Source organism: Mucilaginibacter sp. P4_A11, from assembly GCF_056402535.1.
Genome location: NZ_JBFUHE010000001.1, coordinates 506,504 through 528,700 on the forward strand (window position 1 = coordinate 506,504; position 22,197 = coordinate 528,700).

15 protein-coding genes and 1 tRNA gene are annotated in these 22,197 nt (G+C 42.6%); 7 read left to right on the forward strand and 9 right to left on the reverse strand.

The features are described 5' to 3' along the window. The first annotated feature begins 83 nt into the window (after positions 1 to 83). From AC1DUD_RS02300 to AC1DUD_RS02315, 4 genes are all read left to right on the forward strand, one after another. Positions 84 to 1,430, forward strand: coding sequence for a sensor histidine kinase (locus tag AC1DUD_RS02300; protein ID WP_477371068.1), 1,347 nt, complete (start codon positions 84 to 86; stop codon positions 1,428 to 1,430). Between the two features lie 11 nt (positions 1,431 to 1,441). Beyond that, on the forward strand, positions 1,442 to 3,529 hold the full coding sequence (locus AC1DUD_RS02305) for a cellulose biosynthesis cyclic di-GMP-binding regulatory protein BcsB (protein WP_477371071.1): 2,088 nt from the start codon (positions 1,442 to 1,444) through the stop codon (positions 3,527 to 3,529). A 175-nt stretch (positions 3,530 to 3,704) separates the two neighbouring features. Further along, the gene (locus AC1DUD_RS02310; protein ID WP_477371074.1) at positions 3,705 to 5,558 is read left to right on the forward strand and encodes a glycosyltransferase; all 1,854 of its coding nucleotides are present in this window, start codon (positions 3,705 to 3,707) and stop codon (positions 5,556 to 5,558) included. Further along, complete coding sequence (locus tag AC1DUD_RS02315) at positions 5,555 to 7,123, forward strand: hypothetical protein (protein ID WP_477371077.1); 1,569 nt, start codon at positions 5,555 to 5,557, stop codon at positions 7,121 to 7,123. The genes AC1DUD_RS02310 and AC1DUD_RS02315 overlap by 4 nt, the downstream gene beginning before the upstream one ends. Before the next feature lie 536 nt (positions 7,124 to 7,659). Here AC1DUD_RS02315 and AC1DUD_RS02320 read toward each other — a convergent pair. Together AC1DUD_RS02320 and AC1DUD_RS02325 are read right to left on the reverse strand one after the other, a co-directional pair. Next, the gene (locus tag AC1DUD_RS02320) at positions 7,660 to 8,484 is read right to left on the reverse strand and encodes a PD-(D/E)XK nuclease domain-containing protein (RefSeq protein WP_477371080.1); all 825 of its coding nucleotides are present in this window, start codon (positions 8,482 to 8,484) and stop codon (positions 7,660 to 7,662) included. 97 nt (positions 8,485 to 8,581) lie between these two features. Next, positions 8,582 to 9,316: an Abi-alpha family protein gene (locus tag AC1DUD_RS02325; protein ID WP_477371083.1), complete on the reverse strand. Its 735-nt coding sequence runs from the start codon at positions 9,314 to 9,316 to the stop codon at positions 8,582 to 8,584. A 398-nt stretch (positions 9,317 to 9,714) separates the two neighbouring features. On the opposite strand from AC1DUD_RS02325, the gene AC1DUD_RS02330 reads away from it, so the two are divergent. Beyond that, complete coding sequence (locus AC1DUD_RS02330) at positions 9,715 to 11,598, forward strand: hypothetical protein (protein WP_477371086.1); 1,884 nt, start codon at positions 9,715 to 9,717, stop codon at positions 11,596 to 11,598. A gap of 109 nt (positions 11,599 to 11,707) precedes the next feature. Here the strand turns inward: AC1DUD_RS02330 and AC1DUD_RS02335 are convergent, their stop codons facing one another. Beyond that, entirely contained in the window at positions 11,708 to 12,775 is a 1,068-nt protein-coding gene (locus AC1DUD_RS02335; RefSeq protein ID WP_477371089.1) for an AAA family ATPase, read from the reverse strand. 436 nt (positions 12,776 to 13,211) lie between these two features. Next, positions 13,212 to 13,451, reverse strand: coding sequence for a hypothetical protein (locus AC1DUD_RS02340; RefSeq protein ID WP_146750056.1), 240 nt, complete (start codon positions 13,449 to 13,451; stop codon positions 13,212 to 13,214). Between the two features lie 585 nt (positions 13,452 to 14,036). Between AC1DUD_RS02340 and AC1DUD_RS02345 the strand changes: the two genes are divergently transcribed. Then, positions 14,037 to 14,240 (forward strand): helix-hairpin-helix domain-containing protein, encoded by a 204-nt coding sequence (locus tag AC1DUD_RS02345; protein ID WP_477371093.1) that lies wholly within the window; start codon positions 14,037 to 14,039, stop codon positions 14,238 to 14,240. Positions 14,241 to 14,281: 41 nt separating this feature from the next. On the opposite strand, the gene AC1DUD_RS02350 is transcribed toward AC1DUD_RS02345, so the two are convergent. The 5 genes from AC1DUD_RS02350 to AC1DUD_RS02370 form a co-directional block, all read right to left on the reverse strand. Next, positions 14,282 to 15,214 (reverse strand): bestrophin family protein, encoded by a 933-nt coding sequence (locus AC1DUD_RS02350; RefSeq protein ID WP_477371097.1) that lies wholly within the window; start codon positions 15,212 to 15,214, stop codon positions 14,282 to 14,284. 31 nt (positions 15,215 to 15,245) lie between these two features. Next, positions 15,246 to 15,737, reverse strand: coding sequence for a hypothetical protein (locus AC1DUD_RS02355; protein WP_477371100.1), 492 nt, complete (start codon positions 15,735 to 15,737; stop codon positions 15,246 to 15,248). 654 nt (positions 15,738 to 16,391) lie between these two features. Beyond that, positions 16,392 to 17,762: a HAMP domain-containing sensor histidine kinase gene (locus tag AC1DUD_RS02360; RefSeq protein WP_477371104.1), complete on the reverse strand. Its 1,371-nt coding sequence runs from the start codon at positions 17,760 to 17,762 to the stop codon at positions 16,392 to 16,394. Then, on the reverse strand, positions 17,759 to 18,442 hold the full coding sequence (locus tag AC1DUD_RS02365; protein WP_477371107.1) for a response regulator transcription factor: 684 nt from the start codon (positions 18,440 to 18,442) through the stop codon (positions 17,759 to 17,761). Before AC1DUD_RS02365 ends, AC1DUD_RS02360 begins: the two co-directional genes overlap by 4 nt. A 185-nt stretch (positions 18,443 to 18,627) precedes the next feature. Next, positions 18,628 to 21,765, reverse strand: a complete 3,138-nt coding sequence (locus tag AC1DUD_RS02370; protein ID WP_477371110.1) for a glycosyltransferase family 117 protein — start codon at positions 21,763 to 21,765, stop codon at positions 18,628 to 18,630. Between the two features lie 213 nt (positions 21,766 to 21,978). Between AC1DUD_RS02370 and AC1DUD_RS02375 the strand changes: the two genes are divergently transcribed. Next, positions 21,979 to 22,049: transfer RNA gene (locus tag AC1DUD_RS02375), tRNA-Gln, on the forward strand. Positions 22,050 to 22,197: the final 148 nt, after the last annotated feature.

Below are 22,197 nucleotides of genomic sequence, written 5' to 3' on the forward strand. Positions count from 1 at the left end.
CGAATATTTTTGCCAACCAATATTTTAACTGAATTATTTAAACAGCAGCCTTAATTTTTAATTACAATTCAAGATAACAAATAATGTTTGTTCAAATTACTAACGAGGAATTAATTAAAGAGACCGCAAAAAAAGCGTGGTACCAAACCAATAATATAATATGGACAATTATATTCCTGTACCCTCTTTTTAGTATCGTTGACTTTATTTACGCAAACAATTTCTGGCTGCAGTTTTTCATTATCCGGATCATAACCATCCTTATTATATACGGGCTGTTCAGTTATTTTCAACATAAACAATTCAGTTATCGCATATTGCTGCATATCAGCTTTTTTATGCTTTCGGTAACGGCAGCTATATTGTGCAACCTGGTAAACATTCAGTTTCTGACTATTTACTTTATGCTGTTTGCCACTACCCTGTTGTTTTTTAACCTGCAGGTTTTTTGGGAGCCGCTAAACTCCATCATCCAAACCTTAATGGCGCTGTTGCTGCTTGCCATTTTCTTTAACCTGCTGAGCGAGTACAATCTCGACCTGGTTTTAAGCAATGGCGGGCAGATCTTCTTTATCATAGCAGGCATCTCCTGTTTAATACCCGGTGCACGTTACAAAGTAATTCAGCGCGAGGTACGCTCAAAGATCCTGATCGAAAAATCAAATGAGCAGCTTAAAGAGCAAAACAAGGATATCGCCGAAAAAAATAACCTTATCGACCATCAATATGAGCAGCTCCGCAAGCTCGACAGCCAGAAGAACAGCTTCATCAATATTGCCGGGCACGATCTTAAAAACCTCATTGGCTCTATTGTAATGAGCAATAACATGATCAAGGAAGAGGATTTCAGGCTCAGCACCGACCAGAAGGAGTTTGTGGGCTACATTTCCGAATCGGCTGATAAGATGCAGTATATGCTTAACAAACTGATGGATGTTAAGGAGATCGAATCGCCGGATATGAAATTCAATATGGAGATCTTCGATATCAACGTTGAAGTGATGCATGTTTTCAGAGGCTTGTATGAAACAGCCCTGATGAAAAACATCCAACTGATTGATAATATCCTGAAACTGCCCCTTAACGTAAGGCTTGATAAGGTATTTGCAGGTCAGGTGTTCCAGAATCTTTTATCAAACGCCATCAAGTTTTCGCAAACCAATAACAGCATTAAGGTGGTAACCAGCTTACAGCGCCAGCGGTTTGTTTTCGAGATCATTGACGAAGGGATAGCTATAGGTCAGCAGGAGCTGGAAATGATGTTTAACAAGCTTAAAACGCTTAACGATACCTCGGGCGTTACCGAAAGTCGTTTAGGTTTGGGTTTATCCATTGCCAAATTGATGACGCAGGAAATGGGCGGCGAACTCAGCTACCGCAGCGATGACAGCGGCAATTATTTCAGAGTAGAATTTTACGTAATAAATTAATATTGATATCAATGAATAAGTTTTTTACCTTATTAGCCTTTATCCTATTATTCAGCACGGCTTCGCAGGCTCAGGGCAACAGCATTGCATCCTTTAAAGCCTATGGCCATGAAGATGACATGATATATGGCATGAGCGGTGCTACTTCATTTTACTTCAAGATCACTCCTTTGGTTGAAATGAATGGCAGTAAACTGGTTTTATTTTTCGAACCGTCGCAGGCATTGATAAAATCGCATTCATACATTAACCTGGTTATTAATAACAAACCTGCATACAGCAGCCGTTTAGGCCCCGATTCTATCCAGAAGATCACCCTTAACCTGAGCCGCGCCGATCTCACTGCCGATAAATTCCTGAAGGTACAGATCAAAACCCTGCTCACTATTACCGATGATCAGTGTAAAGACCTTGATAACCCCGCTATGTGGTTAAAGGTTAAAAACTACTCATACCTTTCATTGGTTAAAAGCAACAAAAACTTTTTTGATAACGTAAATATCAGCAACTGCTTCGACTCCAAAAAAGCTATCGTTTATCCAACAAACCCAACGCTGCATGACCTTAAAGCTGTGGCCTGGGCTTATTCGAGGTTAAAAAAGACCCAAACACGTGAAATTGCAGTTTATGAAGAAAGCAAACTACCCGATAGCGTTCGCAACTACATTAGGGTAGGCCGTGTAGATATATTACCTGCCGATCAGCGTGCGCTTGTAAAAGTTACGCCGCAGGCTAATCAGGGCTTGTTTTATCTGCATAAATCGGTAAGCCTGCTAACGGATACCATTGTGCACATGGTTGATGTAAAAGGCCAGCTGGTACCTGTTAAAACCGTAACGCAGGAGCAAGCCCCTAAAGAGGTATTGTTTATTACCGGCGGCGATGACGCAGGCTATGAAAAGGCTATCACCGCCCTGGGCAACATGAATATCCTTAACTCAACCTATGGCGATTACCTGCTCATAAACCAGGCCGAGAATACCTTCTTCAAAACTATCGACGAAAACCGTTCAAAGCTGTCGTTAAAACAAATTGGCGGCGTGAGCGACTTCCTGTCGGGCATTGGCTCGTTGAAAAGCGCTTACAGCTTTAAGAACAGTGATTTCAGTTTCACCCCTAAAGAGGTGGAGATCCGCTTTGTTGCCAATTACAGTGGCCTTGCCCCCGGCGACCGTGGTTTCTTTAACATATACTTGAATGGTTTGCTTATCAGCAGTGAAAAGCTGGATGCATCGGGCAAGCTGAATAGCAGCATCACCATTAACCGTTACCAGCACCACAAGTATAACACGCTGGAGGCCGAATTCAGGTTTTACCCTACTAACGGTAACTGCCGCAACAGCTTCACCAACTTTTTTGCCGAAGTTGACGTTGATAAATCATACCTCGAATCAAAAAACCCGTTCATCACCAGCGACCTGAGCTTTTACCAATACCCGGAGGCATTTAACAACGGTACCACTAAAATTGTGGTAAGCGAGCAATATGCCAAATATGCAGCTGCTGCTATGGGCGAGATCATTTATGAGCTTAACAATAACATCAACGCCAACAACTTCCCCGAGTTTGTTTATTCGAAAGATCTTGATCCAACCGAACTGAAAAAATATAACATCATCGCCCTGCTTTCAAAAGATGATAAGCTGCTTGATGATTTTGCCGATGCACCTATCAAGTTTAACAAGGATTTCAGGTTGTATTATACCGATAATAATAAGCCGGTTTACCAGCTATCGGATACAGTATCAAACGGCCTGGCGCAGATTTTTTACGGGCGCAGCAACAATGCCACCCTGGTGCTTACTGCTACCGGCGTTCACGTTGCCGAAGCTTTCCTGGCCGTATCCAAATCCATTACCGAGCAGCTTTCAACCCTGTCGAGCAACGTTTGTATCTCTGATGTTAACTCCAACAAATACCTGTTCAACATCAATAAATCGAGCGAGAACCTGGAGTATATTGATACCAAAAGCGGCCTTACCCGTTTCTGGGACAGCTATAACCTGTACATTTTGTTAGGCATCCTGATCCTGATCCTGCTTTCGTTCCTGTATGTGCGCTCGAAAGTGCAAAAATCGCAGGACCTGTTTAACGATTGATGCCACTGCACATTGCGCACAATTATCAAACCGGGCCTGCAACAACAGCCGGTTTGATAAAGTTATTTATAGAGTCTGTCGATACATTCACACATGACTGATAGATAGCAATGATAATCATACTATTAGCTTTAAGCCTTAAGCATTCGGCTTTTAGCTTTTATAAACACCTAATATGGATACACTGAGTATTTCTATTCCTGATATTTTGGTTGCCGATGGATTTATTTCGCCGGCCGACCAGGAAAAGATCCATGCTTTTTCGGAAAGATCGGGTATGTCATACCTTAAAATAGCCCTTAACTTCGGCTATGTTTCCCGCAAAAACTATGAACGCTCATTAGGCAATGCCGGTTACCAGTTTGCCGACATCCGCGAAGAAACCTTCGACCAAAAGATCCTCGACCAGGTCGACCTGAAATTTGCCAACGACCAGCTGGGCCTCCCTCTCCGTATCGAAAACAATAAGGTGGTTACCATCATGGCCGACCCCAGCAATGAACTTTTCCTTGATTTTGTAAGGTTTACTTATGATCTGGAACCCGAAGTTATTGTAGCCTCCGATCTCGAGATTACCTGGCTAAGCCACAAGCTTACCGGCGAAAAATATGTTAAGTCCGCCGTTTTTGAACTCCTTAAACGCGATCCTAAAAGTTCTGCCTCAACAACCTTTACCGCGCCGCAGCTTGCTTTTATTTTTATTTTATGGGGAATTACCGCTGTAGGATTGTTCCTTAACTTCAAAACCGTTTCCATCGCCATAAACCTCGTCATCAGCTCGTTTTTCCTGATCGCCATTATGTTTAAGCTGTTTTTGGCGCTGGTTGGGTCGCGGTTTGAGCTGCACCAGGCCGTTACCAAAAACGATCTGCGGGCTATTGTGAACGATGAACTGCCCATTTACACCATACTGCTGCCCGTTTACAAGGAAGATAAGCTGATCAAAAAACTCATCTGGAACCTGCAAAGTCTTGATTATCCGCGCGAGCAGCTGGATATCAAACTGCTTATTGAAGAAAATGATGATAAAACCCTCGGTGCAGTAAAAAACCTCGACTTCCCCGCTGTGTTTGAAGTTATTGTGGTGCCTTTCCACATGCCCAAAACCAAGCCGAAGGCCTGTAACTACGGTCTGCATTTTTCAAGGGGGCAGTACCTCACCATTTATGATGCCGAGGATATCCCCGACACCGATCAGCTTAAAAAAGTGGTAGCCCTGTTTCACAAGTTGCCCGAAAATTATATCTGCATCCAAAGCGCACTCAACTATTTTAACCGTAACGAGAACTTCCTTACCCGGATGTTCACCCTCGAGTATTCGTACTGGTTTGATTATATGCTGCCCGGTTTGGATACGCTGGATATCCCCATCCCGCTTGGCGGCACCAGTAACCACTTTAAAATGGACGTACTGATTGAGCTTGGCGCCTGGGACCCCTTTAACGTAACCGAAGATGCCGACCTTGGCGTACGCGCCTATGCCAAAGGTTATAAGGTAGCTATTGTAAACTCCACCACGTACGAGGAAGCCAATAACGATTTCTGGAACTGGATCCGTCAGCGTTCGCGCTGGATAAAGGGTTACATGCAAACCTACCTGGTACACATGCGCAACCCCGTGGCCCTCATCAGGAAAATAGGCTGGCGCGGTTTCCTGGGCTTTAACTTTTTTATCGGCGCTACATCGGCTACCTTCCTGATCTACCCGGTGCTGCTCATCATCTTTATCTGCTACCTCATATTTGATTTTTCAACCATCCGCAATCTGTTTCCTGATTGGGTGCTGTTCATGTCTATATTTAACCTCATGGTGGGTAATATCCTCATGATCTATATCAACATGATGGCGGTATTTAAACGCCGCTATTTCGAGCTCATTTTGTTTGCCATAGCCAACCCCATTTACTGGCTCATGCACTCCGTTGCGGCCTATATGGGCTTGTATCAGCTTATCACCAATCCGTTTTACTGGGAAAAAACCAACCACGGTTTAAGCAAGGTTAATAACCCAACAAACGTTGTTAAATGAAAATTGCCAAAAGTACATACCTGTTTATATTTACCCTGGTGCTGGCAGGCTGGTACCTTTTTATAGGCATCTACCTTAATAAGCTGGGCTACTATAACCAGGAGAGCTTGTTTTATATCGAAAAAACAAAGATCGTGTTCGAAGGACTGGGCAACCGACTGAAAGTAATGGGCTTAACCGCCCCGCTGCTGCCATTTTACTCCACCTTTATTTTTTCGACCATCAACAGCTACTGGGCACCCGTAATAGCATCTGCACTGGGTACGGCAGGCTTTTTCTACCTTATTTCACGCTCGTTCCTGATCCGTGTTAAGGACGATTTTTACCTCATCATGGTAGCCGTGCTGTTTGTGCTGCATCCCGGCATTATTTACATGGCCTGCTCGGGCAAAGCCATTTACCTGGTGGTAACCTTCGTGTACCTGTTTTTCCTTAACCTGCTTAAGTTTTACCGCTCAAACACCACGTTTCACGTATCCATAGCCAGCATGTGCCTGGTAACACTTATTTTTTGCGATTACCGCTTTATCTGGCTTACGCTGTTCTTTATTCCGCTGGTGCTGTCAATAACGCTGGCCAGTCTTAATCTGGGCGAAAAAGAATCCATCTTCAGGCTGTTCATGAGCTTTAACAGCCCCTCGTTAAGGCGTAAGCTTATTAATAAAACCTTTGCCATTTATGTGATCCTGTTTATCCTGCCCGTGGTATCGCTGGTATGCTATAAGCTGCTTAACCAAACCCACGCCAGCGACTACAACTACTTTATGGAAAGTCCGCTGGCTACCTGGAACGTACTGGTTGATAAGCTTAATTACGATACCACCGTAACCGCCGTAAACTACCAACTGCCCGAACTCAGCATCCTGGTATCCTTAAGGGTTATCTATTTTTGTCCGCTGATATTGTTTGGCCTGTACCTGCTGCGCGAAAGCACTTACCATGTACTAACAGTGCTCACCCTGTTTGCCTTTGTTGAGTTTTTGCACATTAAGTACGATAAGCTTTTCCTCACCTACCAGTACTACCTCATATTTTTATTTGTGGCGCTGCTGTGTATCATATTTAAGGTGCATACCATTAAAAACAAACTGGCGGTTAAACTGGGCCTTGCCTGCGTAATTGTGCTGCAACTGTACACCGGCTACACCTTTTTAACCCACTCGCTTATTACCGACGAGCGCCGCTTCATCACCACCCTTAACCGCCTGGAGCCCAATACTGATCAAAGCGAAAGCAGGGAAATGGCAACCTATATCAACAGCCTGCCCGATGGTACGCACATCCTCATGGACGATGCCGTATCATACCCCATAGTGGCCTTTACCAACAACGTTAAAAAACTAACCCTGCCCTACCAGCTCGACACGTTTCTATCAGCCATTGAAACCCCCTATAAGTACGACGACTATATCCTGATAGCCACCCCCAAAAACCCCTTCACCGGCTACACCCAGCTCAACGACAAATACATCCCCGAGATCCGCCGCCTCAACAGCGGTGTAAACTACAAACGGGCGTATGAAACCGACGGCTGGATTTTGTATAAGGTGGTGACGTTGCAGTAGGGTGGCCTGTCATCCTGAGCCTGTCGAAGGACGCGCGCAGAGGCCTGCCCACCATGCTTCGAGGACCTCAGCATGACACCCGTTTTAACTTAGGTGTAGATGGACTGTCATCCTGAGCTTGTCGAAGGACGCGCGCAGAGGCCTGCTCACCATGCTTCGAGGGCCTCAGCATGACACCCGTTTTTAATGTTACCCCCATCAAATCAACATTACAAAAATCCCTTAATTCCGAAATCGAAAATCCCAATTCCGAAATCAAAACAATGGCGTTGCCTGCGGCCCGGGCTTTACGCTGCAAATCCTCGCCCCGGCCTCCGCGCGAGGGCCTGTGCGGGCTGTGGGTTTTCCGCTGCAATCCCTAACGCGGCCGGGGCTCAGGGCCGAAAGAGGTAATGATAAATGGCCTTGCTTTCCGTTTAGCCCTGCATGCGGGCCACAAAGTACAACCTTGCGGCAGCGTTTCTTATTTTTGCTACCGCAAGGCTGTGCCTTGTGGTCAGTTCGTTAAGTATTGAATTTGCTTACTGTAACGGGGGTTATTGATGGTCAGGTTTAATTACGATTTCGATGGTAAAATCTTTATCAGTGGAATTAAGATCATTTTGTAAGCCTTTAGGATTTAAAATTCTACCTTCAGGATCGTATGTAAAACATATTAATTTTTTACAATTAGGATGAACACTATACTTTGCTCTATCTTCTATTAATTGCTTTCCAAGTATTTTATCATCCAAGCCTGCCCTTGTTTTTTTTACTTCAATAACTACATCTTCTTCTTTGAGTAAAAAATCCATTCTCGCTGAGCCTCCCGCATAGCTTGGCGTCCATTCCTCTTTTCTTATATCCTTAAAATGCAATCTTAATAAGCAATGTAATAAATCTTGGACGTCATATTCATCGTTCACATCTAATGTTTCTCTGGAATTGTATCTGTTCCTCAACTGAATAACTACACTATGAAACCTATTAAAAATATTGGACAGCGCTATTGCATTATCAAAATCCAAAATTCGTTTTTTGGGTTTGACACCTTTACAAGCATTCAATGCACCAATTAAAATACTTTTGTGTTTATTAAATTCTGTTACTTCATAGCCATCTATATTATCAATATTGAATTTTGAAAACAATTTAAAAGGAGAGCTGCTTTCGCCATAATTTTCGATTATTAAATTTTCAATCAAAGCCACCCAAGTTCGAAAATCACTTGATGCCATTCCATAAGTCCCGTGCGATCTTGTAATAGAATTTCCTGCAAAAGTAATGGACTCTCCTTTAAGCAAGAGTCTATCTATTTCTTCATTAACATTAAAAACGACCATAAAACTAATTAATATTAAATAGTTAAAAATTGCTGTCAAATTTCCTCATTACTACATCATGTGTATCTTCATATGCGAGCACCTGTAATGAACAACAGAAGTGTTGATACAAGCCACGCGCTTACGCAACTTTAAGTTATTTAATTATAATAAAGCCCTTTTCAGGGATGCAGGCTTTTACGAATAGCTTTCCAAAATCAGTTAGTATTATCTTGCTATGTTTAATCAATCCTGTTTGAACGTCTTGTTCATTCCGTGGATATTCTGTATCTATCACTGGCCAAGAAACTAAATTTAAACTTTCCAAATGCGAATAATACATATGGAAGTTTTCCGGAAAAACAAATTCCGTCGCTGGTAACTCCGTTTTTGTTATTTGGTAATTATTAAAATAGTTCTTCTCTGCATCATAATCCCGATGTGTCGAGATATTTATTTCCTTTTCTCTCAATCGAAAAAGAAAATAAGCTTCATCTGGTGCCAACTGATCAATTAAATGTAAGAATGCTGGATGAGCTTCATTTATTCTTTCTTTGTCTATGGCTCTTCTGAGTAAATTGAGATATAACTCCGTTAAGTGATTCTCGTCTTCCATATACTTCAGTCGTTCCATAATAGGACCGCTTATATATGCGGGTGCAGGAATTTGATTTTCTTCCGGTACCGAATCGGTAACTGCATTTAGATATTTAGACAGTCGTTTTTGATATGATGCAAGTAATTGAACTGGAGCAGTAAATAACCTCAAGGCTCTTACGAAATCTGTTAATACTTCCCCCGTTTCTTTTACGGCACCAGATAAACCGTCTTGATAAATTTGTTTAATTGTTTCGGCACCAAAAATGTTAGCCAATTTTTCTATGTCAGGCATAAGTTCAGGTTATCTTAATCGGTTTAATCTATTTAAAACTATTATTTCAAAGGTATATTTTCTATTGAGATTTCATATCTCAACTTTGCGTTTTATATGGCCATCTTAGCTGGTTTACTTCATAGGGCAATAATCTATTACTCAATTAACATCTAAGTCTACATCAAACAAAAAGGCACAGTAGTAGATAGCATAATTGCGTTGCAAAAATCCCAATATGTTTGAAATGGTTTTGATTTTGCATAAAGTACAGCTTACGAGTGAGCCACGGGCCGCGAGATTTGCCAGCAGCAGGATGATCTATATTACCTTAATATATAGTTATTTTATAAAATGATACTATATTTATAAAACCTTTATTAATTATAAACTCAATCCAGAGCAAAGTAACCTTAATTATGAACACCGGGTCAGATTTATCTATTCTTTACAAATTACGTGAAGATTTCACTATAATAGCCTTAACGGGTCGCATTGGCTCAGGATATGGTTACGTTGCTAAACAATTGCAAGAAGGTTTTGCTGATGGATCTGATTTTCCGGATCCATATAATTTTGGTTCTAATCACAACTCTTACAGGAAGTACAGAATCATATATAATTATGCCAAACATAATTTCAAACCTTTTAAAAGAATAAGTTATAGACATGTTTTAACTCTTTTTATCTTAAAACATGGGTTTGACGAGTTAGTAGCATTTTTGCAATCATCCGAATTAGAAAAAAGTTTTCAAGAAACAAACTTGAAAATGGTTGGCAATTTTCAACGTGAAATTAAAAGCCTCGAGGCAATTAAAGCCTCATTCTATAAATTCAGATCAGACTTCTTAGGTATCGATTTTGACAATCTCAGGCAAAATGATAATCTACAGAAACTTTATGATATCTTTTTCAACGATAAATTCGAGCAATTTAGTGTTTACTTGCATAGTATATTGCGCAGCCGCTCAGTAACCAAAAGTGTCAAAGCTCTACAAATAATAGCGAATAATTTAAGAAGATCCGGCGAACCATATCGCACAGATATTGCAGATCCAAACAATATTTTCACCATTGTAGAATTAATTAACATTTTAATAAAAGCCTATAAAAGTCATCAAGAAGATGGGTCAACAAAAATAGTTATTGATTCACTTAGAAACCCTTTAGAAATCATGTTTTTTAGGCAGCGGTTTGCTGCATTCTATTTGATCGCGATCAGTCAAGAAGATAACAAGCGCATCGACAACTTAAGACGATATAAAAATGAATTTGAAGACATTTGTTTAATTGCTGATGACGAATATAAACCCAACAAGGGAAATCAATTCTATAAACCTTTTGTACGCGAATGTATAGAAAAAGCTGACATTCATATAAGTTTCAAAACAATAGAAGAATGCGAAGTTTTAAATAAGAATCAAGAAATCGAAAAGGATAACACATCACCTCATTTTTCTTGGCAAATGCAATTGCTAAAATATATTGCATTAATAAACCATCCGGGGTTAGTAACTCCTTCTCCAGAAGAACGTTGCATGCAACTCGCAATTACAGCAAAGTATAATTCCGGTTGTATTTCAAGACAAGTTGGTGCAGCAATAACTGATGAAAATTATTCAGTAAAAGCAATTGGTTGGAATAATACTCCAGAAGGGCAAGTACCTTGCAATTTGAGAAATGCCGAAGATTTAATCACCTCAACAGGAGATCTCAATGCTTTTACTCCTTATGAAAGAAACAATCCTAAATTCAATGAGACGTTACAGACAACTTTTCCATTGTCTGTAATACAAGACCAATCTCGTATGAACGGTAAGAATGTTTGTTTTTGTTTTAAAACATTAAAAAACTCTTATTCTGAAGGAAAAAATCAAGTACATACCAGATCTTTACATGCAGAGGAAAGTGCATTCTTACAAATCACAAAATATGGTGGTACAGGAATAAAAGGAGGGAAACTTTTTACTACTGCCAGCCCTTGTGAACTTTGTTCAAAAAAGGCTTATCAATTAGGGATTAAAGTAATATATTATATTGACCCCTATCCAGGTATCTCCCGGGAGCAAATTTTGGAAGTTGGCGAAAAACATCCGAACGTTCGTCTTTTCAATGGGGCAATTGGGAACGCATATAATTGGCTTTATGAACCACTTATGAATTATAAAGATGAGCAATCTATCATCTTAGGAAATGATATTAAAGATTTAGCATCACAACAAAAAATGGTTATCAAAGAACAAGAGGAACAGATCAGGCAACTTGAAGCCAAAATTGAAGAATTAATAACACAAAAACCATAAGCCCACCTTTGTTGGCGCACGTGTATCGCGTGTGCCTCGCCTGCTAAGTCTACTTCCGCATTAAGCACACGCGACACGCGTGCGTCAGCTTAATACATACCCGGGGAGATTACAAGGAGCTATTCAGCATCCTATTCACATTCCCCACACTCATCCCAAGCCGCTCGGCCACCTGCCGCTGGCTTAAACCTTCGTCAATTAATTTTTTGGCCTCCCGGCGCATCTGTTCGCGTTCTTGCTTTGAGGTTTCGCGCAGGTGGTTTTTCTCGCAATCGTTACCCGTAAAAACAAACTTTAAAAAACCATTATGCCGCTCCAATTGGGCAAGGCATACGTTATCGGCACCATAAGTTTCGGCAGTGCTGCGTTGTTTGATCTGCTTTAAATAGCGCTGGCCGGGCATCGGGTGACTTTCGCCCATGGCAAAGGCGCTGTCGCAGAAATTGATCAGCATTTTACTGCCTTGCAAATCATTGCGGCTTAGCGGCAGCCGCGGGTTACGCTTAGGGGTATGGGCCAGCACCAGGATACTCAACCCATGGCGGGTTTTAAGCTTTTTCAGTTCCTTCATCAGCAACAGGGCAGCCCCGGCACTCTCGGTTCCGTTGCGCAGGCAGGTAATATTATCAATGATGAGCACCCGGGCATCCGTACGCTTAATGCCCCGCGTTAAAGCCTCAATCACATACCTGTCGAGCTTTTGATAGTGCGAGCTTGCACGGTTAAACTGGTTGTATTCGCCGCGGTAAAATTCGGAGGCAAAATGATAGCGGTTTTGGCCGTCGGTATAGCGTTGTTCAAACTGCTTGCCGGTAAGTTCAAAATCAATGTACAACACCGCCGAGGCTTCGGCCCCGAGCGTAAAGGGAGCAATGGGTTCGCCGCGGGTAATACTGTCGGCAAGCTGCACAGCCAGCAGGCTTTTGCCCATATTGGTATCAGCAAACAGGATGCACAGTTCGCCCTCCAGCCAAAAGTTGCCAAACAGCATTTGCGGCGTTTCGTGTTCGGTTTCCATAGCCATCCACTCATTGGCCGGGTAAATATCAAAAAGCTCAACCACAGCATCCGGGTCGGAAAAAGCCACCTGCCCCTTACGCGCAAACTTAGCCGCTGTTTCCCGCACATCTTTTTCAATCATCCGGATAACCAACGGTTTTTCTGTAGTATGGTCCATAAAAATTATTGCCCCGTCCCGCAATAAAAGCAGGAAATATCCATCGTTATTTGCCGCTAACCCACCGGCAATCATGAAAGGCACTCAAATTTACCCACTAAAAAGCCCCCCGATGGTGACATCATTTTGTCAGTGTTCAGTTTTTTAAAACGGGGTGTTCAGCGTTTAAAAATCAATTTACATAAACCATTGATTATCAAATACAATCTGTTCAAATCAGGATTTTGAACAGATTTATAAATTTATAAAACACTGATTATCAGGAGTTCAATTTCACAAAAAAAAACAAGGTGTTTACACTTTCAAAAACTGAACAGTAGGCATCAGCAACAAAATCCCGCCCCCGCTGCGGACGGACACCCATCGTCATCAAACAAAAAAAGGCCCGCCAAACCCGGCCGACCTTCTTCAAATTCTTCTACCTAACCTAATTCCGTTATTCCTTGCTCTTCTTTTTAGCAGGTTCAACATATTTTTCGCCGAGAGCTTCGAGGGCGGCAATCAGTTTCTTTCTTTCAACGGCGTTGTCGGGTACGGTAGCCAGCTTTTCGCGGCGGGCTTCCTCCACTTTACGGATCTTTTCGTCGAAAGCCTTGTTGATCTTATCGAGCTCGGGGGTGGTATCCAGTTTGGCTATTTCTAATTTAATTTGGGCTGCTAATTTTTCAAATTCCATAGGGCGTTTTTTGGAAGCGCAAACATAAAAAAATGATTGTAAGTTATTATTACCACAATAAAAAGTATGTGTGTTAAGGCGTGTTTTTTTGACATCAGGCAATGAGGCCCTGTCAACCCGAACCTGTCGAAGACTCGCGAGGAGAGGCCTGCCCGCCATGCTTCTACAGGCTGCCCATGACATAATTTAAAAAACGCTTGTCATCCTGAGGTACGAAGGATCTTCTTCGACAAGCATGACCGCTATACAGAGCGAAGAAGATGCTTCGTACCTACCCATGACAACTTAAAAAAGGGTGTCATACTGAGCCTGTCGAAGCATGGCGGGCAGGCCTCTCCGCACGAGTCTTCGACAGGTTCAGACTGACAGACCTTCTTTTGTCATCTTACCTTCAGAGTCCAACGGATTTAAACACTCAGCATGACACGCACAACACAATTAAAAGTCCCTTTCACAGCAGGGGAGTACCTTTAAAAAAAGGAGCAGATGGTTCATGCTTTTAAACCTGAACATTAATGTTATTGGGGTGTTGCCTGCAACCGGGCTTTTGATGCTAAATTTGATGACCAATTAAAACTACTCATTATGAATACTGAAGAATCAGGAAACCCTTTTGGCAAACTGGGTAACCCTGCCCGGCGTGCTTTGGCTAATGCCGGTATTACATCATTGCTTGAATTATCAAAACTTACCGAAAAGGAGTTTTTGCATTTGCATGGCGTAGGCAAAAGTTCGGTACCGGTGGTAAAGGAGAAAATGAAAGAAGAAGGTTTAGGTTTCAAAGAATAATTAAGTGAACCCCTGTGCCTTCCCGCACAGGGGTGTAAAGCTTACAGTATATAATATACGTCGGCTTTAGCGGCGGCAGGTTGTACTGCTACCTTTTCACTCTCATGTTTATCGTTAAGCATCTGCTTTAAATCGCGTTCAATGGTTTGCGATATGGCAGTTGTTGGGGTATCTGTTGGTTTGCTTTCAAATGGGTCCTGCAGGTGGATAGCCATTTTCTCTACCAGTAAAAATGCTGCTGCTATAGCAATGATCAGCGGTACTTCAAACATACCGAAGAACTCGATGAGGCCAAATGGCAGCAGTATAATGAACAGGTACAGGCAAAAGTGGATATATAAGCTGTAGGTAACCGGGAATACCGTGTTCTTGATCCGCTCGCATTTACCCATAGCATCACAAAGGCGGTTAAGCGTACCATCTATCTGTACCTGTTGGTAATCATTCAGCCATCCGTTTTTGTAAGCCAGCTTCAGGTCGAGCCCGTGTAGCTTTAACAAGCTGTTAGGCACATTTGTAAAACGATGGGTGAATTTTACCTCTTCGTCAACTAACAGATGGCCGTTTTTTGCATAAGGGTCCTGCTTGCGTAACGATTGGCTTAAACCGAAGCACCAAGCTATCTGCCGGTAAACAAATCGTTTTTTGAAGCCCTCTATTTCTTCGCAGGCATCGCTATCACCATCTAAAAAGGTGATCAGCTCGCGGGTAAGCGATCTTGAATCGTTCACGATGGCTCCCCAAATACTCCGGGCTTCCCACCAGCGGTCATAAGCCTGGTTTGAGCGGAAGGCCAGCAATAGTGATATAATGGTAGCCAATATTGCCGGAACGGCGATTGGGATTGAAATGCGGTACTCGGGGAAAAAACGATGGAATAAGGCTATAGATACTGCATAAGCAGCAACCAGTAAAAGCTCATTCTTAATTTTCCCTACCACATATTTTACCGGGATGTTTTCTTTCAATAGCATAGATTATCTTTTTTAATGAATTTGATAAATGTTAAACTTCCAGCAATTCGTGTTCGGTTTGGGTTTTAAGTACAGTTAAAGGCTGTTTAACAGCGGCTTTAAGGGTGATTGTTTTGTACCTGCTCCGCTCCATTAGTATAGCCGGATCAAAGCTGTTTGGTGTTAACCTTTGGTAGGTATGATTTTCAGGCATAGCTATGAGGTCGGTTTCTTTTGCTTCGAGGTAGTTTTTAAATACAGCTACTGTGTTACCGTAAAAAAAGTCGGGCGTTAAGCTGATGATCTGATCCGGGTAATCGGCTTTAAGCATGTTACAGCCGGCATAAAATTCATCGCTGATGAGCTGATATTCCCTGCTGCGGCGGGATAGCAATAACAGATCGGATATAGAATCGGACAGTTGCAGGAAATGAACGAGCGATATATTCAGTTTTTCTTTGGGATAGCGCTCTGCTAAAACAGGTATAATGTTTAGTGATGATAAAGTGAAATCAGACGGGATGATGATGTTCAGTGTTTTCATAATGATACCTTTTTTTGTGTTTACTACTGTTTGTTGATACAATAGTAGGTACCGGGCATTAAAGCGGTTTAAGAACGAGATTAGAATTTGATTAGAGTTTAATAATTATCATTAAAAGATAATCACTACACCGTCATGCCGAACTTGTTTCGGCACCCCACAGGAAGGGTAAGCGATTTGCTTAGCATGTTGCTTAGCGAGTGAGGTGTTGAAACAAGTTCAACATGACATAATTAAAAAAAACTGTCATCCTGAGGTACGAAGGATCTTCTTCAACAAGCATGACCGCTATACAGAGCGAAGAAGATGCTTCGTGCCTCAGCATGACATAATAAAAATAAGGTCATGCTGAACTTGTTTCAGCACCTCACTCGCTAAGCAGCAATGCTAAGCAAAGCGGCTACCTGTCCTGTGGGGTGCCGAAATAAATTCGGCATGACGATGGGGGCATGTCATTTCACCTTCAGAGTCCAACGGATTTAAACACTCGGCATGACAAGGGGTAAATGTCATTTCTCCTTCAAAGTCCCTGGATTTTACATCCTCAACATGACATAATTAAATAAGGGGCATGCTGAGCTTGTCGAAGCATGTGGGCAGGGCCTCTGCGCGCGAGTCTTCGACAGGCTCAGACTGCCCCACTCTTTACTAAAGCTATTTCTCCTCACGATAAATCGGCAGCATCACCCTGATCTCGGTGCCTTCATCTTGTTTGGAGATAATGCCGATGTTGCCCTTATGCAGGCGTACAATGTTCAGCGCCAGGGGGAGGCCTACGCCGTGCCCTTCGTATTTGCCGGTATTGGAAGCCCTGAAGAAAGGCTCAAAAATATGCTGCAGCTCGCGCTCGGGGATACCGATACCTTCGTCTTTCACGCTAAAGATGATGCTGTTATTTTCGGCGTATACTTTAAGTACTACAGGTTTGTTTTCGGAGTATTTGCAGGCATTAAGGCCAATATTGCTTATAGCCAGCTTAAGAAGATTGATATTTCCCTGTGTTACCAAGCTGTCCACATCATCGGGCAGCGACGAAAAATCAATGCTCAGCCTGTTTGTAGGGATGATGTGATCTACAGCATCTTTAACCATAAACGCCAGTTCATCGGCACGGATCTGTTCCCAGTTTTGTTTTTTACCGTCGAACCCGCTTTGCGCCAGCCCCAGTAAACTGGTAATAATATCCTGCAAACTTTGGGTGCCGGTCAAAATCTCATTCAGGTTTTTATGAAGATCGGCCCCGGGCTTATCTATATTTTTAAGCGAGATCTCGGCCTCGCCTTTAATAATGGCCAGTGGTGTGCGCAACTCGTGCGATGCATTGCTGATGAAGTTATTCTGGGTTTCAAAAGCGGTTTCCAGCCTGTCGAGCATATTATTGAAGGTTTGGGTAAGTTCGGCTATTTCGTCTTTGCCGCTATAATTCTCCAAACGTAAATGCAGGTTGCTGGCTGTAATGCTGTTTACTTTTTTGATGATTTTACGTACCGGCTTAAAGGTATGGTATGAAAACCGGCGACCAATGAGGTAAACTATTAATATCGAGATCAGGAAACTGACAATCAATACCTGCTCAAGATCATTAAGCTCACTAAGCCCCGATGGGTTGGTTGCAGAAACTACAATAATGGCGTCGCCCTCCGGAAAGTGGAAGATATTGCCGGCGTAAAATACATTGGCGGCTTTAAACCTCGATTTTCCGTTGGTAATGATATTATCTATCAGCTGGCGCGGAACCCCTTTTACCGTTTTGCCTTTGGTATAAACCTCGGGTTTAATAATGTATTGCTTTTCATCAATGAGGCGTTCAAGGTATCGCTGGCGTATTTCCTTGTACATACCCAGGCTGTCGCGATCGTTAAGGTGGTGGATCTGTGAGGAGATGTTTACACGGGTTTCCAGTCGCTTGTAAAAATCGTCGAAGGTAAACTGGTGTACAAAATAAAAAATGGCCGCGCTGAACACTAAAATCACCGATACCGTTAAGGCAAGGAACAGCAGTGCAACTTTTTTTTGGATGGTCATGCAGCGTTATTTTTAAAAATGTAACCCATGCCAATAACGGTGTGGATGAGCTTGGGCTCAAAATCTTTATCTACTTTTTTACGCAGGTAGTTAATATATACGTCTACCACGTTGGTGCCCATGTTAAAATCAATGTTCCAAACGTGCTCCAGTATTTCTATGCGGCTAAGCATGTGGTTTTTATTTCGCACCAAAAACTCCAGCAGCCGGTATTCGGTGGCGGTAAGCTCAATGGTTTTGTTGCCCCTTTTAACTGATTTTTCGTCGGTATTAATTATCAGGTCGGCAACCTGTATCACATTTGATGGCTGCGCAAGGGCGGTATTACGCCGGGCCAGGGTGCGGATCCGGGCGTTAAGCTCGGCCAGGCTGAAGGGTTTAACCATGTAATCGTCGGCACCGCTATCCAGCCCTACTACTATATTTTCGGTGGTGCCGAGGGCTGTGAGCATTAATATGGCTGCCTGCTGATTAGCCTGCCTTAACCTGCGGCAAATTTCAATGCCATTAATGCCAGGCAGCATGATATCCAGAATGATCAATTGAAAATCCATTTTGGTAGCCATCTCCAAACCTGTTATGCCATCGAGTGCCACACTTAACTCGTGTCCTTCGGCGGTTAGGTCGCGCTGGATAATGGATACCAGTTTGGGTTCATCTTCTATGAGGAGGATCTTCATTGTGGCAAATATAAATTACACATAGTATAAACAATAAATAACGGTGATGTTTTAATTGATGATATAACAAGGGGCATCGGTCTCTGGTCGAACTTACGCTATCGTTAAACTTCGACCAGTTTTCGAAACGAAAAAAAAATGCCCGCTTTTTAAGGCAGGCATTTCAAGAAAACATTAAGGTCAATTTACCTTTTTCCCGTTACTCCAAATTTCTTTTCAAAGCCGCTCAGCTGCGCGCTGAACTTGTTGAACAATTGGGGCTGCTTGTTCTGTTTGGCAAACTCAACTAATCCACCCAATATCTGCATGGAATATTGCAGGTCGCGGTTTTCGAGGTTGGTTTCACCTTTTTGCAGCATGGCATAGCTGTAATCGAGCTGATTGTTCACATAATCATCAACCAAATTAGCCAGTTTGTTACCCAGCTGAATATCATTTAAGCGGTAAGCGTTTTCGATCATATAATATTTACGCACCGCTATCTCTAACGAGTTAATGGTTGTTGGCATTACCTCGTCATATTTCTTCAACACTTTACGGGCCGAATCAGGTTTGCCGGCTTTTGCCAGATCGTCGGCCAGGGTTGAATAAAGCCTGGTGATGAGCGGGTAAAACATGGTCATTGATTCGTGGTCAAGATAAGTGGCGTTTTTCATGTTGCCCCATTTGTATTTGGTCATCATGTTTTCGTACATCTTAGCAGTGTTGCTGGCTTCAAGCGCACCAACAGCGGTATCCGGTTTTAAAGGCAACAAACGGTAAGCAAAACCTTCGTTGTACATGTATTTATCCAAACCTATCATATTGCTGTTAGGTACGGTAACCGAAAAGTAGATAGGGCGCTTCCAGTCGTTATGCGATAAGATATCCATCATCGCCAGCACATCTTTGGTAACATAACGACCGCTGAATGTCCAGTCCATTTCAGGGGCTATTTTAGCTTTATCGGCCGATGCTACGGTGCCGGTTTTAACTACTTCATCGGGGTTAACAGTTAGTTTGAATTTATTGGTGGGCAGGTAATTGGCAACATCGCCGTTGTTATACTCAACCATGGCTTCTTTTTTATCAGAAGTAATAAAATCAAAAATATCTTTCAATTCAGTTGCGCCAGGGATTTTCTGATCGTTAAAATAGATCACATCCCGTACGCCCGGTTTAAATTTATCGTTAGGCATGCTGATTGGCAATGGCTCCGACTCGTTCATCTTATTTTTCATACCGTGGATATACCAGTCGGTACCCAGCAGGCTTAGGTTTACAATGCGCACATCGGGACGTACGTTTTCAACCTCCTGGATGTACCAAAGCGGGTAAGTATCATTATCGCCATAGGTAAACAAAATGGCATTTGGCGCGCATGAGTTAAGGTAGTTATAAGCCATATCATGCGGGGTAAGCTTGGTTGAGCGGTCGTGATCATCCCATTCCTGGTTGGCCATCAATAAAGGTGCAGCCAGTAAACAAACCACGGTAGAGATGATAGCGCTAACCTTTGCATTAAGCTTTTTGCTTAATACATCGGCGATGCCTATTACTCCCAAGCCAATCCATATAGCAAAGGCATAAAAGGAACCGGCGTAAGCATAATCACGTTCGCGTGGCTGCAGCGGATCCTGGTTTAGGTAAAGCACAATGGCTAAACCGGTACAAACAAACAGGATGGCAACAACACCGGCTTCGCGCTGGTTACGTGCAAAATGAAACACTGCGCCAAACAAGCCGATAATAAGCGGTAAAAAGAACAGGCGGTTATAGCTTTTACTTTGCGTAACCGAATAGGGCAGGGGCTTGTTAAAATTCCAGCCGCTGATCCATTCACCATCGGCCCCCGAATTTAAGCTCTGACCATCGAGGTCATTAGCCCGGCCTGCAAAGTTCCACAGGAAGTAGCGGGTATACATCTGGTTAATTTGCCATTTGCCGAAAAAGCTGATGTTTGAGCCAAAGGTAGGGTGTTCGCTTTCGCCAAGACCTGTCCACTCGCGGTAAAAGTCCGGGTGACCGGGCTTATCGCTAAACATACGTGGGAATATAGTATTACGATCATAAACTGTATTCAGTTTTTTACCGGCAACTTCGTATTTGGTTTGGCCGCGACGGTAAATATTAGAGCCTTCGGTTTGGGCTGTGGCTTCCGAATCAAAAAACTGACCATATAATAAAGGAGTATCGCCGTATTGGTCGCGGTTAAGGTAGCTGTTTAAGGCGAAGGCATTTTCAGGGTCGCTGTTGTTCAGGTTGGGATTAGCCTTTGCCCTTACAACGATCATCACGAACGAGCTGTAGCCAAACAGGATAAACAGCAGGCAGATCAAAAAGCTGTTGAGCGCGAAGCGTTTTTCGCGGATCTTTACCACATATTCTAATAGGGCTAAAACACCTACGCTTATTACAAGACCAATAATGCCGCCGCTGATACCTAATATCAAAACAAAGCATACCGCGGCTAAAATAATAGCTGGTTTGATTGGGTTTATGGTGTAGTAAATGCCGGCAACAATGGTAATGATAAGCAGTACAAAAAATACAACTGCGCCGCTGCCAAAGCCCATACCCAGGGTGTTCACAAAAAGCAGATCGGAAAAGGCAGCGCCTTTCACAGTATATTGTATAACCCCCCAAAGTACAAATGCCAATGCCACAACGCTTGCAAAAAAGGTAAGCAGCGTTCCTTGGGTAGTCACATTTTTTACCCTGCGGAAATAGATTACCAGGCCGATAGCCGGGATCACCAACAGGTTTAGTAGGTGGATCCCTATAGAAAGGCCCATTACATAGGCAATAAAAACTATCCATCTGTCGGCATGAGGCTCATCTGCATGGGCATCCCATTTTAATATGGCCCAAAATACTACGGCTGTACAAAGTGATGATTGTGCGTAAACTTCCGATTCAACTGCCGAGAACCAGAATGTATCCGACCATGCATAGGCCAAAGCACCTACAAGGCCCGACCCTATAATAAGGATGAGATTAGTAACAGTAAGCTGTTCCTGTGTTTTAACCAGTAGTTTTTTGGCCAGTGCCGTGATGGTCCAAAACAAAAACATGATGGTAGCGCCGCTGGCCAGGGCCGATGCCATGTTGGCCCAGTAAGCCACTTTGGTATTATCGCCCATAGATAGCAAGGTGAATACCTTACCTATAATGGTAAATAAAGGTGCACCGGGCTGGTGGGCTACTTGCAAGCGGTAAATACAAGCGATAAATTCGCCGCAATCCCAAAAGCTTGATGATGGCTCAAGGGTTAAAATGTAAGTTACTGTGGCAATAATAAAGGCTATCCAGCCAAATATATTGTTGAGTTTTTTGTAATTCATGTTTGAATGCTATGTAAAAAACAGGATTAATGCAGCCGAAAATAACAAAACTATTGGGATGTTGGCATCAAAAATGGCCATTTAGGGCATAATTGAAATTTATTTTCCTGTATTTGAGGAGTTAATGAAATTTTTTAAAATTCTGTTTTGAGAATCAAATATTCGCGCTATATTTGCATTCCTTTTCGGGGAGTAAAACAAACCAAAGGAGATTGCCTGATAGTATAATGGTAGTACGACGGTTTTTGGTACCGTTTGTCTAGGTTCGAATCCTGGTCGGGCAACATTAAGATTTCGGATTTCGAATTTTTGATTTCGGATTTATTCCGTTTTGAAAACTTGAAATCCGAATTGTGTTTTAAGAGGTTTGTGCAAAGGAGTTTTCTATCTTTAACAGGGTAGAAGATCCAATCCGGAATCGAACATCCAAAA

Bases quoted from the DNA above. Each gene is read 5' to 3' on its own strand.
- AC1DUD_RS02305 (WP_477371071.1), top strand. From the start codon at position 1,442: ATGAATAAGTTTTTTACCTTATTAGCCTTTATCCTATTATTCAGCACG.
- AC1DUD_RS02365 (WP_477371107.1), bottom strand. From the start codon at position 18,442: ATGAAGATCCTCCTCATAGAAGATGAACCCAAACTGGTATCCATTATC.
- AC1DUD_RS02335 (WP_477371089.1), bottom strand. From the start codon at position 12,775: ATGGACCATACTACAGAAAAACCGTTGGTTATCCGGATGATTGAAAAA.
- AC1DUD_RS02330 (WP_477371086.1), top strand. From the start codon at position 9,715: ATGAACACCGGGTCAGATTTATCTATTCTTTACAAATTACGTGAAGAT.
- AC1DUD_RS02340 (WP_146750056.1), bottom strand. From the start codon at position 13,451: ATGGAATTTGAAAAATTAGCAGCCCAAATTAAATTAGAAATAGCCAAA.
- AC1DUD_RS02300 (WP_477371068.1), top strand. From the start codon at position 84: ATGTTTGTTCAAATTACTAACGAGGAATTAATTAAAGAGACCGCAAAA.
- AC1DUD_RS02310 (WP_477371074.1), top strand. From the start codon at position 3,705: ATGGATACACTGAGTATTTCTATTCCTGATATTTTGGTTGCCGATGGA.
- AC1DUD_RS02315 (WP_477371077.1), top strand. From the start codon at position 5,555: ATGAAAATTGCCAAAAGTACATACCTGTTTATATTTACCCTGGTGCTG.
- AC1DUD_RS02345 (WP_477371093.1), top strand. From the start codon at position 14,037: ATGAATACTGAAGAATCAGGAAACCCTTTTGGCAAACTGGGTAACCCT.
- AC1DUD_RS02360 (WP_477371104.1), bottom strand. From the start codon at position 17,762: ATGACCATCCAAAAAAAAGTTGCACTGCTGTTCCTTGCCTTAACGGTA.
- AC1DUD_RS02325 (WP_477371083.1), bottom strand. From the start codon at position 9,316: ATGCCTGACATAGAAAAATTGGCTAACATTTTTGGTGCCGAAACAATT.
- AC1DUD_RS02370 (WP_477371110.1), bottom strand. From the start codon at position 21,765: ATGAATTACAAAAAACTCAACAATATATTTGGCTGGATAGCCTTTATT.
- AC1DUD_RS02350 (WP_477371097.1), bottom strand. From the start codon at position 15,214: ATGCTATTGAAAGAAAACATCCCGGTAAAATATGTGGTAGGGAAAATT.
- AC1DUD_RS02355 (WP_477371100.1), bottom strand. From the start codon at position 15,737: ATGAAAACACTGAACATCATCATCCCGTCTGATTTCACTTTATCATCA.